This window comes from Bradyrhizobium pachyrhizi (genome assembly GCF_029714545.1).
GTDB lineage: Bacteria > Pseudomonadota > Alphaproteobacteria > Rhizobiales > Xanthobacteraceae > Bradyrhizobium > Bradyrhizobium pachyrhizi.
On sequence record NZ_CP121667.1, the window covers coordinates 8,780,325 to 8,795,232 of the forward strand.

The 14,908-nt window shown below is 65.1% G+C and carries 12 protein-coding genes and 1 pseudogene; 5 read left to right on the forward strand and 8 right to left on the reverse strand.

The genetic code is table 11. From position 1 onward, the window contains the following. Positions 1–95 precede the first annotated feature (95 nt). Positions 96–908, reverse strand: coding sequence for an RMD1 family protein (locus QA639_RS41395; protein WP_028335606.1), 813 nt, complete (start codon positions 906–908; stop codon positions 96–98). A 175-nt stretch (positions 909–1,083) separates the two neighbouring features. On the opposite strand from QA639_RS41395, the gene QA639_RS41400 reads away from it, so the two are divergent. After that, complete coding sequence (locus tag QA639_RS41400) at positions 1,084–1,752, forward strand: MBL fold metallo-hydrolase (RefSeq protein ID WP_028335605.1); 669 nt, start codon at positions 1,084–1,086, stop codon at positions 1,750–1,752. Here the strand turns inward: QA639_RS41400 and QA639_RS41405 are convergent, their stop codons facing one another. Both QA639_RS41405 and QA639_RS41410 read right to left on the reverse strand, forming a co-directional pair. Then, a complete protein-coding gene (locus QA639_RS41405) occupies positions 1,753–2,928 on the reverse strand; it encodes an extracellular catalytic domain type 1 short-chain-length polyhydroxyalkanoate depolymerase (RefSeq protein WP_198400123.1) in 1,176 nt (391 codons plus the stop codon). Between the two features lie 210 nt (positions 2,929–3,138). Further along, positions 3,139–4,545: an MFS transporter gene (locus tag QA639_RS41410; protein WP_157342565.1), complete on the reverse strand. Its 1,407-nt coding sequence runs from the start codon at positions 4,543–4,545 to the stop codon at positions 3,139–3,141. A gap of 272 nt (positions 4,546–4,817) precedes the next feature. Between QA639_RS41410 and QA639_RS41415 the strand changes: the two genes are divergently transcribed. Next, complete coding sequence (locus tag QA639_RS41415) at positions 4,818–6,059, forward strand: LLM class flavin-dependent oxidoreductase (protein WP_050383358.1); 1,242 nt, start codon at positions 4,818–4,820, stop codon at positions 6,057–6,059. An 826-nt stretch (positions 6,060–6,885) separates the two neighbouring features. Here the strand turns inward: QA639_RS41415 and QA639_RS41420 are convergent. Next, on the reverse strand, positions 6,886–7,728 hold the full coding sequence (locus tag QA639_RS41420) for an SDR family NAD(P)-dependent oxidoreductase (RefSeq protein WP_157342567.1): 843 nt from the start codon (positions 7,726–7,728) through the stop codon (positions 6,886–6,888). Positions 7,729–7,907: 179 nt separating this feature from the next. Here QA639_RS41420 and QA639_RS41425 point away from each other — a divergent pair, with 179 nt between their 5' ends. Continuing rightward, complete coding sequence (locus tag QA639_RS41425; protein ID WP_157342569.1) at positions 7,908–8,870, forward strand: sensor histidine kinase; 963 nt, start codon at positions 7,908–7,910, stop codon at positions 8,868–8,870. A gap of 204 nt (positions 8,871–9,074) precedes the next feature. After that, complete coding sequence (locus QA639_RS41430; RefSeq protein WP_198400124.1) at positions 9,075–10,847, forward strand: putative bifunctional diguanylate cyclase/phosphodiesterase; 1,773 nt, start codon at positions 9,075–9,077, stop codon at positions 10,845–10,847. Positions 10,848–10,983: 136 nt separating this feature from the next. On the opposite strand, the gene QA639_RS41435 is transcribed toward QA639_RS41430, so the two are convergent. Beyond that, the gene (locus QA639_RS41435) at positions 10,984–11,622 is read right to left on the reverse strand and encodes a carboxymuconolactone decarboxylase family protein (protein ID WP_157342571.1); all 639 of its coding nucleotides are present in this window, start codon (positions 11,620–11,622) and stop codon (positions 10,984–10,986) included. A 222-nt stretch (positions 11,623–11,844) separates the two neighbouring features. Between QA639_RS41435 and QA639_RS41440 the strand changes: the two genes are divergently transcribed. After that, positions 11,845–12,249, forward strand: a complete 405-nt coding sequence (locus QA639_RS41440; protein WP_028335598.1) for a YccF domain-containing protein — start codon at positions 11,845–11,847, stop codon at positions 12,247–12,249. A 21-nt stretch (positions 12,250–12,270) separates the two neighbouring features. On the opposite strand, the gene QA639_RS42130 is transcribed toward QA639_RS41440, so the two are convergent. The 3 genes and pseudogenes from QA639_RS42130 to QA639_RS41450 all read right to left on the reverse strand — a co-directional run bounded on the left by QA639_RS42130 (position 12,271) and on the right by QA639_RS41450 (position 14,844). Further along, positions 12,271–12,528, reverse strand: coding sequence for a GCG_CRPN prefix-to-repeats domain-containing protein (locus QA639_RS42130; RefSeq protein ID WP_410712130.1), 258 nt, complete (start codon positions 12,526–12,528; stop codon positions 12,271–12,273). A gap of 60 nt (positions 12,529–12,588) precedes the next feature. Continuing rightward, positions 12,589–13,669, reverse strand: a pseudogene (locus QA639_RS41445) (alpha/beta hydrolase). Between the two features lie 95 nt (positions 13,670–13,764). After that, positions 13,765–14,844 (reverse strand): LLM class flavin-dependent oxidoreductase, encoded by a 1,080-nt coding sequence (locus tag QA639_RS41450; protein WP_283088909.1) that lies wholly within the window; start codon positions 14,842–14,844, stop codon positions 13,765–13,767. Positions 14,845–14,908: the final 64 nt, after the last annotated feature.

Below are 14,908 nucleotides of genomic sequence, written 5' to 3' on the forward strand. Positions count from 1 at the left end.
GCCCAGGCCGCTCCGCGCCCGGAGCGGCCGATCGGTTCAGGGATGACGCACAATTCGGGACGGAAAGATGGCCGGATTCAGCCGCTATAGCCGGTTCAATGCCGGGCCATCGCCAGCTGATAGATGGTGATCAGCACCTCGAACAGGATCAGGAAGACGATGATCAGCTCCAGCCGCAGCGAGCGGCCGGTGTCGATGATGTCGGTCAGCACCTGCGCGGTTTCGGCGACGACCGCGAGCTTGCGGTTCAGCGACTCCGCACGTTCCTTCAATTCATACTCGTCCTCGAGCCGGGCATAGAGGCGCTCGAGCTGCGGCTTGTCCCAGAGGATATCGGGCTTCTCCGACACCTCGACCGGCCCGGCCACGCGATGCCGCACCAGCAGCGCGTTGCCGATGTGCTTGAGGATCGCAACGCGGCCGCGATGGACGCGGCCGCCCTTGGCGAGCTCTCGTGCAAGCGGCTCGGTCGTATCGAAGACTGCCCGGACCTCGCGCTCGTGCCGCGCCAGCACCACGCTTTTCGCCAACGCCTCGCCGACGAGGATCAGCCGCTCCGGCGAGAGGCCTTGCAGATAGATCGGGCCGCCCGGCGGAATCTGATCCTCCTTCTCGGCGGCGAGCTCGATGATTGCGATCTCTTCCTCGCGCCGCGTGAACAGGCCGGTCATGCGCGACTGCAGGCTGCGCAGGAATTCATCCTCCTCCAGCGCATTGAGGCCGATCAGCACGACGACGCCGTAGCGGAACAGGATCGCCACGCCATTTTCATTGACGCGAAACGCCAGCGGCGTCGTGGCCAGCACGTCGCCGCGCTCGAGGCCCGACGTGTTGATGCGGTCCGCAACGAAGAAGGCGCGCGCGGTGGTCCGGGGTCCGCCGAGCGGTGATTTGGAAGCCTGGGTCATGAAGTTCCGGACTGCGAGGACTTGAATCATGATCGAGAGCAGCCGCGTACCGGCCTGCTCACGAACTTGTTCTGCTGGAGGTGACCTTATCACGGTCCGTTTTGGGATCACACGCCGGGGCGGCCGCATTTCCGGCGCGTGTTGACGGCGTTTGCCGGAAGCCTATGGTGCCCCCATGAACGAGACAACCGACACCAAGCCGAAGGCCGGCGCGATCATCGTGCCCGTGACGCTGTTCGAGCAGAACTGCACCATCATCTGGCACGAGCCCACCAAGAAGGCCGTGGTGATCGACCCGGGCGGCGACGTGCCGAAGATCCAGGCCGCGATCAAGCAGACCGGCGTGACGGTCGAGAAGATCTGGCTGACCCACGGTCATATCGACCATGTCGGCGGCGCCGCCGAACTGCGCGACGCGCTCCAGGTCAAGATCGAGGGCCCGCATATCGCCGACAAATATCTGCTCGACAATGTCGTCTCGAGCGGCGCGCGCTTCGGCATGGCCGGGGTGCGCAATTTCGGGCCAGACCGCTGGCTCGACGAGGGCGATCAGGTCTCGATCGGCGATCTCACCTTCGACATCCTGCACTGCCCCGGCCACTCACCGGGCAGCGTGGTGTTCTTCAACAAGGAGCTGCGCTTCGCCCATGTCGGCGACGTGCTGTTCGCCGGCTCGGTCGGACGCACCGACTTGCCCGGGGGCAGCCATCCGACGCTGATCCAGTCGATCAAGGACAAGCTGCTGCCGCTCGGCGACGATGTCGGCTTCATCTGCGGCCATGGCGCCGGATCGAGCATCGGCCAGGAGCGGATGACGAATCCGTTTCTGACCGGCGAGATGTAGCTACTTCATCAGCCCCGCGGCGGTGAGCGCCCGCGTGATGACGCCGCCGACATCGACACCTTTGCTCCGTCGCTTGCGCGGCCGATCGCTCTTGCGGCCCGATGCCACCTCCGGTTCGGCCGCGGGCACCGGTACCGTCATCGAGACCGTGTCGGCGCGCTCGCGCGGAATTCCAGTCGGCGCGATATGCGGCTGACGGACCTTGTCGGTCAGGCCGAAGAAGCTCGCGATGTGATAGGACGAGGAGATCCCGGCCTCGATCAGGAACGCGCCCTCCACGCCATAGCGCTCGTCGTTGTCGGCAAGCCCGAGCGGCGTGCCATGCGCCATGTCGGCGATAGTGTAGGACTCGACCAGCGTTTCGCCGTCGGCGTTCCACCACACCTCGCGCGGATGGCCGTCGACATCCGCCGTCGACATCGCAGCAAGCGGCAGGCCGTGCACGTCGAGCCACTGCCGGACGATCGCATCGGCATTGCCGGGATGCACGGTGCGGTCGGCGCTGCCGTGCCACACCGAAATCTTCGGCCATGCGCCGCCATGCGTGGACGCGTTGCGCACGAGACCGCCGAGCTCGGGCGCGGACAGCGCGCTGCCATGCATCATCGCGTGCAGCGCTTCGCGCAGATCGGTGGCGACGCCGAACGGCAGGCCGGCGATGATGGCGCCGGCCGCGAACACATCCGGATAGGTCGCGAGCATGGCCGAGGCCATCGCGCCGCCGGCGGACAGTCCCGTCACATAGACCCGCCGCGGGTCGATCTCATGCGTGCCGACCATATGCGCGATCATCTGCCTGATCGAAGCGGCCTCGCCCTGCCCGCGCGCGATGTCTTGCGGGTTGAACCAGTTGAAGCAGGTGTTGCCGTTGTTCAACGCCTGCTGCTCCGGCATCAGCAGCGCGAAGCCGTAATGCGCCGCAAGCGCCGACCAGCCGGCGCCGAGATCGTAGGACGCGGCGGTCTGGCCGCAGCCATGCAGCACCACGACGAGCGCGGGCGACCGCGCCAGCTGCGCGGGCACGAACGAGAACATTTTCAGATCGCCGGGGTTGACGCCGAATTCGGTCGTCTCGACGAGCGGCGTCGGCGCGGCCGGCGCGAGTGCGCCAAGGCCGCTGAACGCGTTCATCTTCGGCAGATGACGCAGAAATTCGACGTTGTTGATCAGGGACAACAGCAACTCCTGAGGTGATTTAGTTTTCTGTGTCACCCGATCAGATAATTGCTGCACTGCAAAATGAAAAGGCCGTGTGCTGTCTTTCCCTGCGGAATTGTGAGAATCGGCGTTAATGCGTGATCGCGCCGCGGGCCGGCCGAAATAGTTGCCGTAGCACCTTGTTTGAGCACCAACTTTTCAGGAATGCGCGCCGCGTGCAGCCGGATTTCAAGGGGTGGCGCGGCGCATCCATGACAGAAATGCGGCTGAAATGGCGATCGACAGCACAAACAATGCGCATGCCGCAAACAGCGCCAGACGTGCTGACATCGTGCTCTCGATTGCGAAGAAGACTGCGCCGATCGCGGCGACGCCGGCCGCGTTGCCGATCTGCGTCGTCGTACCGTACATGCCGGAGCCGGCACCGGCGCTCGCGGGCTGCACGCTCGCGAGCACCGCGCTCGACAATGGCGCCATGACGAGCCCCTGGCCGTAGCCGAAGATCATCAGCACCAGCGCGAGCAGCAGTGCCGAAGGTGCCGCGACCACCTCAATCGTCGCGACGAGCACGGCGAGACCGACGATCTGCAGCGCACAGCCCTCGATCAGCACCAGCGTGCCGCGATGCCTGGCGCGCACGCCGCTGTGACGCGAGGCAACCACGAAGGTCAGCGCCAGCGGCACGAACACCAGCCCGGCCTGTAGCGGCGGAATCTGCAAGCCCTTCTGCATGAACATGGTCATGATGAGGTAGAAGGACAGGTTGGCGAAGAAGAAGAAAAACACCGCGACCAGCCCGCGCATGAAGGCGCTATCCGACAGCAGCGACAGATCGATCAGCGGCATGCCGCCGCGGCGCGCGACGGCCCGCTCGAGCCGCACGAAGGTCGCGATCACAGCGATGCCCACTGTCATCACCAGCCAGACCCATGCCGTCCAGCCGAAATCATGGCCAAACAGCAGCGGACCGATCAGGCACAACAGGCCCGCGAACAGCACGATCGCGCCCGGGATATCGAGCCGCGTGCCGGCGCGGCGCGGCACCGTCGGCATGATCTTCAGCGCCGCCGCGATAATGATGACACCGCACGGCACGTTGACGAAGAACACTGCGCGCCAGCCGAGCCCGGCGAGGTCGAGCGTCACCAGCACGCCGCCGAGCATGAAGCCTGCGGCGCCCGCAAGTCCCAGCACGATGCCGTAGATGCCGAACGCCCGCGCGCGGGCGGCGTCTGAGAACAACAGATGCAGCGTCGCCAGCACCTGCGGCACCATCAGCGCCGCGGTTGCGCCCTGCGCGAGCCGCGCGACGATGAGCTCGGGCCCGGACTGCGCGAGACCGCACCACAGCGAGGTCACCGAGAACCCGGCGACGCCGGCGATGAACACATTCCTGGTGCCATGGATGTCGCCAAGCCGGCCGCCGGTGACCACCAGCGTGGCATAGGCGATCAGGTAGATCGCGATCACGGCCTCGATCTGCGCCGGCGTCGCGTGCAGCTCCGCCGCGATCGTCGGGATCGCGACGTTGACGATGAAGGCATCGACACCGAACATGAACTGCGCCGACACCACGATCGCCAGCACCCACCAGCGGCGGGACGTATCCGCTCGCGTCGAAACGATCTGGTGCATGTCCTGTCCTGCCCGAAATGATGTTACGGCGGACATCAGCAGATTCCGGTCATCGCTTCGATTACCTGCGAGGTAAGCCCGGGATCACAGACGCTCGAGCCCCGGCTGCCAATTTGCGTTGACGCGCTGGGAAACATTCCGGACGGCGGCAATCGCCGCCGATTTGCGCAACAACCATGCGACCGCCGCAACCCCCGAGCATTGCCTTGCCCCGGGCCACCCCGTAGGTTGGCGGAAAGCCCCCGATAACAATAGTCCGGAGAGAACGACCCATGGCGCGCCTCAAGTTCGGAGCCTTCCTCGCCCCGCATCACCCGATCGGCGAGCATCCGATGCTGCAATTCCGCCGCGACCTCGATTTCGTCGAGCAGCTCGACGCGCTCGGTTACGACGAATTCTGGTGCGGCGAGCATCACTCCTCGGGCTGGGAGACCATCGCCTCGCCGGAAATGTTCCTGGCCGCCGCCGGCGAGCGCACCAAGCGCATCAAGCTCGGCACCGGCGTGATCTCGCTGCCCTATCATCACCCCTTCAACGTGGCGCAGCGCATGGTGCAACTCGACCACATGACCGGCGGCCGCGCCATCTTCGGCTCCGGTCCCGGTGCGCTCGCCTCCGACGCCCATACGCTCGGCATCGACCCGATGACTCAGCGCGACCGCCAGGACGAGGCGATCGCGGTGATCCGCCGCCTGTTCAACGGCGAGCGCGTCACCGCCAAGACCGACTGGTTTGAGATGCACGACGCCGCGCTGCAGATCCTGCCGCTGCAGGAGGACATGCCGTTCGTCGTGGCCTCGCAGATCTCGCCCTCGGGCATGACGCTCGCCGGCAAATACGGAATCGGCATCATCTCGCTCGGCTCGATGTCGACCCAGGGCCTGATGGCGCTGCCGCAGCAATGGCAGTTCGCCGAGGACGCCGCCAAGAAGGCCGGCACCACGGTGAGCCGCGCCAACTGGCGCGTGCTGCTGTCCTGGCACATCGCCGAGACCCGCGAACAGGCGCGGCGCGAGGCCGGCGCCGGGCTGATGCGCTGGCACAACGAATATAACGTCGGCACCCTGATGCGGCCGGGCCTGACCGCGTTCTCCTCGCCGGACGAGGCCGTCGACAAGACCGCCTTCGTCGAAGGCGCCGCGTCCACCATCGGCACGCCGGACGATCTGATCAAGATGATCAAGAATCTGGTCGATGTGTCGGGCGGCGTCGGCTCGATCATCGGCTTCGCGCACGACTGGGCCAATCCGGAAAACACCCGCCGCAGCTGGGACTTGGTCGCGCGCTATGTCGTGCCCGAGATCAACGGCTATATCGACGGCCTGCGCAAGTCGCGCCAGTTCCTGATCGACAACCGCGCCGTGTTCGAACGCGCCGGCCAGGCTGTGATGGCCAAGATCATGCAGAACGACAAGGCCGCCGCCGCGCTTCAACAAACCGGCCCCGGCCGCGTCGCGATCCCCGCTGTGAATGCGCCGGATCTTGCGAAGGCCGCGGCCAAGCAGAAGGTGTGATTTGCGATCCTTCCTGAAGGAAGAAAGAACGCCAGCTCGCGCCACACCCACCGCCGTCGTCCCGGCGAAGGCCGGGACCCATACGCCGCGGCGGATGTTGTGAAAGGGGCTCGTCGTTCCAGCACCGCTCAACAATGGCCATTCGGGGTAATGGGTCCGGCTCTCGCCAGGACGCCGGCGGGGATGGCTTGCGAGTCAAGACGTCAAGCAGCGCGGTGTCATCACCCGCGCATGCGCATGCGGGTGATCCAGTATTCCAGAGATGCCTATGCTTGAGCCGAGAAGCCGCGGCGTACTGGGTCGCCCGGTCGAACCGGGCGATGACAGTGCGGATGCCACACACGATCGTCGTCCTGGCGAAAGCCAGGACCCATTACCCCGAATGCGAATTGTTGCGCGACGCTGGGGCCACGATCCTTCTGACAACCAAAGCCGGTGGTTATGGGTCCTGGCTTTCGCCAGGACGACATTGAGTGTGTAGCGCGGCCGGCGGGTCATACATCCGTATTCTCGCGACATAAATTGTCCGAGTCATGCGCATTCGTCGACTGCGCATCGGCTCCACCGCATCTCGACCCACGTTCGTGACGACCGCGAAGCGCCCCTCGATCGGGGGAGACGGACGGAATTGAACATCTGAATTGCCCGACGACGGAAGCGCTCATTTGCTCATCGGGTTAATACGTCGCAACCCGACGCCCCCGGCGACGCAGACTTGCGTCGCCTTGTGAACCACCCAAGGCAGACACGCACTCATGTCGAGACTCGAGAGCGTCTCACCTCTCCCCCGCCGCGCCGACCGGTGGCTCGCAATGACGATACCGAATCAGCCCGCCCCCTGATCGAATGCCTTGCGCAGTGCGACGTAGCCCGCCTGCTGCTGGCTCCAATTGCGGCCGCCGGTGATGGCTCCGTCGATGACGAGGTCGTGGCCGTTGATGAAACTCGATTCGTCGCTCGCCAGGAACACCGCGGCATGCGCGATGTCGTCGGGCAGGCCGGCGCGCGGGATCGGCTGCGCTGCCTTGTAGACCTCGCGCATCACGGCCGCGGTCTTCTCCGCCGCTTCCGTCGACAGCCCGAGCGCCTTGCCGAAAATGCCGGTGGCGATCGCGCCCGGCGAGATCGAGTTGACGCGGATGCCGGACTCGCCGAGCTCCATCGCCACGCATTTGGTTAAATGGATGACCGCGGCCTTCGCGGCGCCATAGACCATCGATGAGGAGAAGCCGGCGAGCCGTCCGGCGATGCTGCCATTGTTGATGATGCTGCCGGAGCCCTGTTTGCGCATGTAGGGCGCGGCATGCTTCATGCCGAGCATGACGCTGCGCACCAGCGTCGCCATCGCGGCGTCGAACCGCTCGACGTCGAGACCTTCGATGCCCCCGGTCTGCGCCGGCCCGCCGGCATTGTTGAACAGGCAGTCGATCCGGCCGAACCTCTCGACCGCAAGCGCGATCAGCGCCTGCATCTGTTCCTCGACCGTGACGTCGGTCTGACGGAACACGCAAGTCTCGCCGAGCTGTTGCGCCAGTGCCTCGCCCTCCGGCGCGCGACGCCCGGCGATCACCACCTTCGCGCCCTCCGCGACAAAGACCTCCGCCGTGCGTAGCCCGATGCCGCTGGTCGCCCCTGTGATCACCGCGACCTTGCCGTCCAGCCGTCCCATGTCGGTCCCCTCAACTTACGTAGGATGTTGTGGATATTCCCCAGCTCCTGCTGCCAATACAAGCACTTGCAAGCCGCCACGCTCGCAAGGTCCGCCTGTGGCCAGAAGGCAACAACTGCGGTTTTTCGGTCGCAGCGGCCTTATTTTGGGTCGCCTGTTCACGTGAACTGGAACGACCGATGGCGAAGTGGATCGACGATTTCAGGGCGTGTTGGCGGGGCGATGCCCAGCCAACGGTGCGGCTTGCGGTGGCCTTCGCGGTGCTTTGTCTCGTTTTGGCCACGGCCGCGCGCTTCGGGCTCGCCCAGATCCGGCCGGATGTGTTCTTCACGCCCTATTTCCCGGCGGTGTTCTTTGCCACCGCCCTTGGCGGTTTCCGGATCGGGATCGCGACCGCGCTGGCGAGCGGCCTGCTCGGCGTGGTGCTCAATTTCAGCGGCGCGCACGCCGATCCGGCGCGCTTTGCGTTGTTGATGATGTTCTGGGTTGTGTGCGGCATCGCGATCTGGGGCGTCGAGCATTACCGTTCCCTGGTCGCACAGCAGCGCGAAGTTTCCAAACGGCTGATCGAGGAAGAGCAGTACCGCAAGGTCGTGGTCGACGAATTGCAGCACCGGCTGAAGAACAAGTCCTCGACCATTCATGCCGTGCTGCATCAGGCGCTGCAGGACCGGCCCGATGTCTGGCAGCGCATCGACCATCGCATCCGCGCGCTCTCGGCAACCGACGATCTGATCGCGCGGGTCGATGGCTATGGCTGCGATATCAAGGATTTGCTGCGCTCGGAACTCGGGCCCTACGGCCATGTGCGGTTCAATCTCAATGGCGAGCAGCTGTTCCTGCCCGCCAAGCTCGCCGTCTCGCTGGCGTTGATCTTCCACGAGCTCGCAACCAACGCCGGAAAATACGGCGCCTTCTCCTCGCCGCGCGGATTTTTACAAGTGTCATGGACGGTCGACGACGGACGTCTCAACGTGATCTGGGACGAGACCGAAGGACCGGAGGTCGAGGCGATCGGCGAAGCCGGCTTCGGCACCAGGCTGCTCAAGTCGGCGCTGCGGCCGTTCGACGGCAAGACCGAGATCAGTTACCTGAAGACCGGTGTTCACTGCACCATGCAGTGCAAGCTTCCGAGCTGTTGATAAGTTGGCTTTCCGGCACACGCGCATGTGTTGATGCAACCGCGCGCAGCGCAATCGCTTTCACCAACGGTCGCGGCCGACATTGATACTCTGTTAATGACGATTGCCGCGACGGCTTGCGAAAGCCGCCGCGGTCTCATTCTGTCACGGCATTTCGCAGGTCCGCTTAACCAAAACTACAACGGACTTTGCCAAGGTCGGCGCATGCATAGTCTCACCAGACACGATTTTCAGGCGGGCGCGGCAGTGACCGGCCAAGACGATATTTCCGGCAATGAATTGCGTATCCTGCGCGACCTGCTCCAGCTGTTGCCGGCGGGTGTGACCGTCCAGGACGAGCAGGGCCAGTTCATCCTGGTGAATGAAGCAGCCGCGAGCCAGCTGCAGCTGGCCGCCAGCGCGAGCCAGCCGTCCTCGGTCGATGAGCGCCACGCCGCCAACCTGGACCTGCTGCGCAGCGGCCGTCCAGTGGTGCTCGAGGAAACGCTCTCCTGCGGCGCATCCAAATACGTGTTTCTGACCTCGCACCGGCCGGTCCGGATCGCCGGTCGCAATCTCCTGATCTCGACCTCAACCGACATCAGCGAGCAGAAGGCGTTCGAGGACCAGCTGTTCCGCTCGGCCTATTACGACGAGCTGACCGGCCTGCCGACCCGCCGGGTGATAGAGCACCGCGTCAACGGCTTGATCCGCGACGATTCGCAAGGCCATTTCGCGCTCGCCTTCCTCGACGTCGACAACTTCAAGCACATCAACGACTATTACGGCCACGCGATCGGCGATGCGCTGCTCGTTGAGCTCTCGAAGCGACTCGGCCACGCGCTGCGCGACACCGATATCCTGTCGCGCATCTCCGGCGACGAATTCCTGCTGCTGCTCAACCCGATCAGCGGCAATGACGAGGTCGCCGAATTCATCCATGTCATGCAGGAGAGGCTGAAGGCGCCGTTCTTCATCGAGGACTCCGAGATCTTCGCCTCGACCTCGATCGGCGTCAGCCTCTATCCGATGCATGGCCGGAGCTACGAGGCGCTGCGCCAGAACGCCGACATCGCGATGTACCGCGTCAAGAACAACGGCAAGGGCTCGACCGCGTTCTTCGACAACAGCATGGAGCGCGAGGCGCTGGCGCGGATGAAGATCGAGCAGTCGCTGCGGCTGGCGATCCTGGAAAAGCGCTTCTGCTGCGCGTTTCAGGCCAAGGTCGATATCCGCACCCAGGAGGTGAAGGGCATCGAGGCGCTGGTGCGGCTGCGCGACGACGAGGGCGTGATCCAGGCGCCGGGCACCTTCATCGATCTCGCGGTCGAGCTCGGCTTGATCGACGAGCTGACGTTCCTGGTGCTGGCGGAGATCGTCAAGTCGATCGACCTGATCAACGACACGTTCGGTCCGACGGCGACGATCAGCATCAATGTCGCCGCCAAGCAGGCCTCCAACCTCGAATTCATGCGCCGGTTCGCTCGCGCGCTCGAGGAGACCGGCTTTCCGAAACGCTTCATGATCGAGGTGACCGAGGACGCGTTCGTGACGCGGTCACATTTCCAGGACCAGATCCTGCCGATCCTGCGCGGCATCGGCGTCGGCATCTCGATCGACGATTTCGGCATCGGCTATTCGTCGCTGTCGGCGCTCGCCGACATCACCGCCGACGAGATCAAGATCGATCGCTCCTTCATCACCGACATCCATCAGCGGCCGCGCAGCCAGGGCATCTTGCGCGCAATCGAATCGCTGAGCGAGGCGCTCGGCATGACCGTGATCGCCGAGGGTATCGAGTCCTACGAGGAGCTCACCTATCTGCAGGCGGCGAGCAAGATCCGCTATGCCCAGGGCTATTACTTCGCCAAGCCGATCTTCCTCGAGGATTTGAGGCCGGCGACACCGGTCGCCAGTGAGACGCGCGCCAGCATGGCAGCGCGCCCCGCCCAGGAAGGCCGCCAGGGCTATTCGCGCGCCAGCGGCTTCCGGCGGTAGGCGATAGGCGCCCATCAAATTGACGGCTGAACCACCTCGCCCCGCTTGCGGGGAGAGGTCGGATCGCATCGCCCTCTAAGAGCGAGCTTCGCTCGTCTCGACCCGTAAGAACGGGGAGAGGGAGCGGACAACAGCCCTACTTCTCCAGTGCCGCCAACGGCTGCACGCCGTTATTCGCGGGGCCGGCCTGCATCGTGATCAGCATCATCGAGACCATGTCGTAATAGCCCATGATGGCGATGATATCCGTGATGCCGCGCTCGCCGAATTTATCCAGCGCCGACTTGTAGACGGCGTCGCTGACCTTCTTGTCGCGATAGAGCGCGATGCCGAGATCGTACAGCGCAGCCTCGTCGTCCTTCATGCTCTCGGGCCGCGCGCCCTTGGCGATGGCGTCCGCGATTTTCGGATCGAGCCCGCCCTTCATCGCCAGCGGATAGTGCGCGGACCATTCATATTGCGCGGTCCAGTGCCGCGCCGTGATCAGGATCGCCATTTCGCTGAGCCGCGCCGGCAGCGAGGTATTCCAGCGCAGGTACTCCGACAGGTTCGACAGCTTCGGCGCCAGATCGGGATTGCGGATGTAGGCGCGGTAGGGCGGCGCGGTGAATTTGGCATTGCGCGGCGGCGCGCTGATCATGTCGGCCCAGGCCTTTTGCGCTGGCGACAGTTCCTCCGCCTTCAGCGGCGCAAAGCGCACGGCGTCCTCGGCCCGCACGGCCGACACCGACAATGCCAGCGCCGCCAGGATCCCTGCTCCGAATGTTGTTCTCATTGTTGTTCTCCCTTTTCGGTGCAGGCGTCTTTGCGCCCCTGCCCGGTCGCGCGAGCTTAGTTGCCGTCGCGATGGATGCAATGAGGTGCCAGCTGTCGTTCAGCGCGGGCCGCCGAACCGAAGCGCCTCGTCACGGCAGGCGCGCGGTTAGGCCACACCTACCGCAGCACCGGGCGGCGGCGTATATAAAGAGCAGTCCCAAGCGGCGCGAAGGTGTCAGCCATGCAGCCTGTGTCTATCCTCCTGAACATCCTCTGGATCCTGATCGGTGGCGCGTGGATGGCGTTCGGCTGGCTGATCGCCGCCGTGATCATGGCTGTGACCATTATCGGGCTGCCCTGGGCGCGCGCCGCCTTCAACATCGCCGTCTACACGCTGCTGCCGTTCGGCTCGCGTGCGGTGCGCCGCGATGAGGTGACCGGCACGTCCGACATCGGCACCGGACCGCTCGGGGTGATCGGCAACCTGATCTGGTTCATCCTGGCCGGCTGGTGGCTCGCGATCGGCCATGTGATCACCGCGATCCTGCTGGCGGTGACCATCATCGGCATTCCGTTCGCCTGGGCGCATCTCAAGCTTGCCGGCATCGCGCTGTGGCCGATCGGCAAGGTGATCGTGCCGGCGTGACGCTGGCTGGGCCGTCGGCGGCTAGAGCCAATCCTTCGTGGTCTGGCTGCAAGCCTGGTAGTCGCGCCGCCAGACGAAGCCACCGCCGCCACACGGCGGGCGCGGCCGTGAGGTGGCGGGACACTCGTTCCTAACCCGCGCGGCGGTGCCCCATCCGTCGATCACGCAGGCACCTCGTGAGGTCCTGTGGCAACCGTCACCGCATCCCTCTGCGGCGTTGGCCGGGGTCAAGCCGAGGAAGGCACCGGCTGTCAGAAGCGTGATCAAACCTGCTCTCATGATGTTCTCCATCGAGCTGTCGGTCGTGCTGCTCCATTCGCAATACGAGCGTAGGCGATCTCAGTGCCGCTTGCCACCGAATCCGCGCACAAATTCTGGTGTCGGGGGCTCAGCGCGCCGCTCGCAGCCGGGGATGTCGAACACGGCGGTCAGGCCGCAGGGCGAATTGAGCATCTTGCCGCCGGCATGGCCGACGCCGGGCACGTCCCACACGCTGTGGTTCGGCGCGCCGTTGTCGCGGGCCTGCATCGCGGCGGCATAGGAATGCCCGCGCGCGTAACGATATGGTCCTTCGGCCTCCGCCATGCAGGATTTGTCGAGCGCGGGATGATTGGGGTTGGTGTCGAGCGTTCCAAGCAGATAGATCACGCGGCGTGCGACATAGTCCTGCTCCAGCGCAGCCGGCGAAGGCTCGGCAAGATAGGGCGGGCGGTTGTCCATGCCAAATTTCCAAGCCATGGCAGTTCGCCGCGATCGCGGGCTCCGGCCGCTCTTTGGTGAAATAGGCGTAGGAGGACGGATTGGCGACCACATAGCGCACGCCGATACCCTCGCGCAGCAGGACCTGGTCGCCCTTCACCGCGATCGCATAGCGCTGCACCACCTGGGCGCCGCCGGAATGGCCGAACACGACGACCTGCTGCAGGTTGGGAAACAGCTTGCGGTCGCCGAGCTTCGCCAGGATGGCATCGAGCGCCTCAAACGAGCTCGCCGCACTCGGCGCGAGCGCAGGCTCGCCGCCCTGCCAGCCATAGAGGCTCCAGCGCAGCGTCTCCGCCGGCAGCTTGAATGCCTCGACGTCGGACTCTATCAGGAATTGCGGCGCGATCATCAGCGCATGTTCGCCGGCATCGCCGGCTGCGGCCTGCGCGCTCAGCGCCGCGCGAAAATAGTCGTCGGCATTGCGCAGCACGCCGTGCAGCACGAGCACCGCGCGCGTAACATCCGGTAGCGGATTGGACCAGTCGGCCGAGAGGTAGAGCGGAAAGCTCGCTTTGCCGACGGCAATCCGCGCATTGGCGATCTCCTTGACCGGCTTCCGGTCGCGCTCGGTCTGTGCCTGCGTCGCGGACGCTGTGGGTACGTGCGCCGCCGCCACGACGAGCAAGGCCGCGGCCGCAAGCCAGACCCGGTGATGCATGGTTCGACTCCGTTGCTGCCGCGAGCTCGGCCGGATCATGGCGCGTCAGGCGCAGATTCGCCCGTGAATTTTCGGAAAGCTTCCGCACCCGCGCCTCAGGCGACGAGCCGCCCGCGATTGTTGGCGGCGAGGATCGGGCGGATCAGGCGACCGAACCGCTCGGCCTCCTCGTCGTGGAGATAGCCGGACAGGCAGAAGGAGTGGCAGCCGACATCGATGAACTGCTGCAAGGTCGCGGCGCATTGCGCGGGATTGCCGACCACCGCGATGCCGGCGCCGGGCCGCACCTTGGTGATGCCGGTCCACAGATGCGGCATCAGGAGATCGCCGTAGTCGCGCGCGAGCTGCTGCACGCGCTGGTTGGCCTCCGAGCGATTGTAGAGCGTCTTCATTTCCTGCTTCTGCCGCTCGGTAGCGTGGCGCACCAGCTGGTCGGCCGCCTCCCAGGCATCGGCCTCGTTCTCGCGGCAGATCACCTGCAGCCGCATGCCGAAGCCGATCGCATCCTCGCGGTCATGCGCCCGCGCCATCCGCCGGATCTCGGCGATATTCTCCGCGATGCGCTCCGGCAGATCGCCCCAGAACAGATGGACGTCGGAATGCTTCGCCGACACCTCCCAGGCCTGCCGCGAGCCGCCGCCGAGATAGAATTTCGGAAACGGCTGCTGCAGCGGACGCGGCCTGATGTGCGCGCCGGAGATCGTGTGAAACCTGCCCTGGAAATGCACCGGGCCGCGCGTCGTCCACAGCGCCTTGAGGATCGAGACCTCCTCCTCCATCAGCGCGTAGCGCTCTTCCTTGGGCTGACGCACGCCCTCGGCCTCGACCTCGCTCTCGTTCTGGCCGGCGATCAGATTGATGCAGATCCGCCCGCCCGACATCTGGTCGAAGGTCGAGATCATCTTTGCCATCAGCACCGGGTTGATATAGCCGGGCCGCGCCGCAATCAGCGGCTTGATCCGGCTGGAGCGCGCCGCCATGAAGGCACCCGTGATCCAGGCCTCCCAGCACACCGAGCCGACCGGAATCAGCAGATACTCGAAGCCGGCATCCTCGGCCGCCTTAACCACGCGCTCGCAGAGTTCCGGCGAACCGGCGATCTGGGCCTCCATCAGCCCATAGGCGGTGGTGTCGCCATGCGTGGGCAGATACCAGCCGAATTCCAGCGGACGCATGGGCAAACTCCCTCGAAAGACGGCCTTTTTTCGCGGCCTGTCATATTGTCGGGAGGCAGTTTAC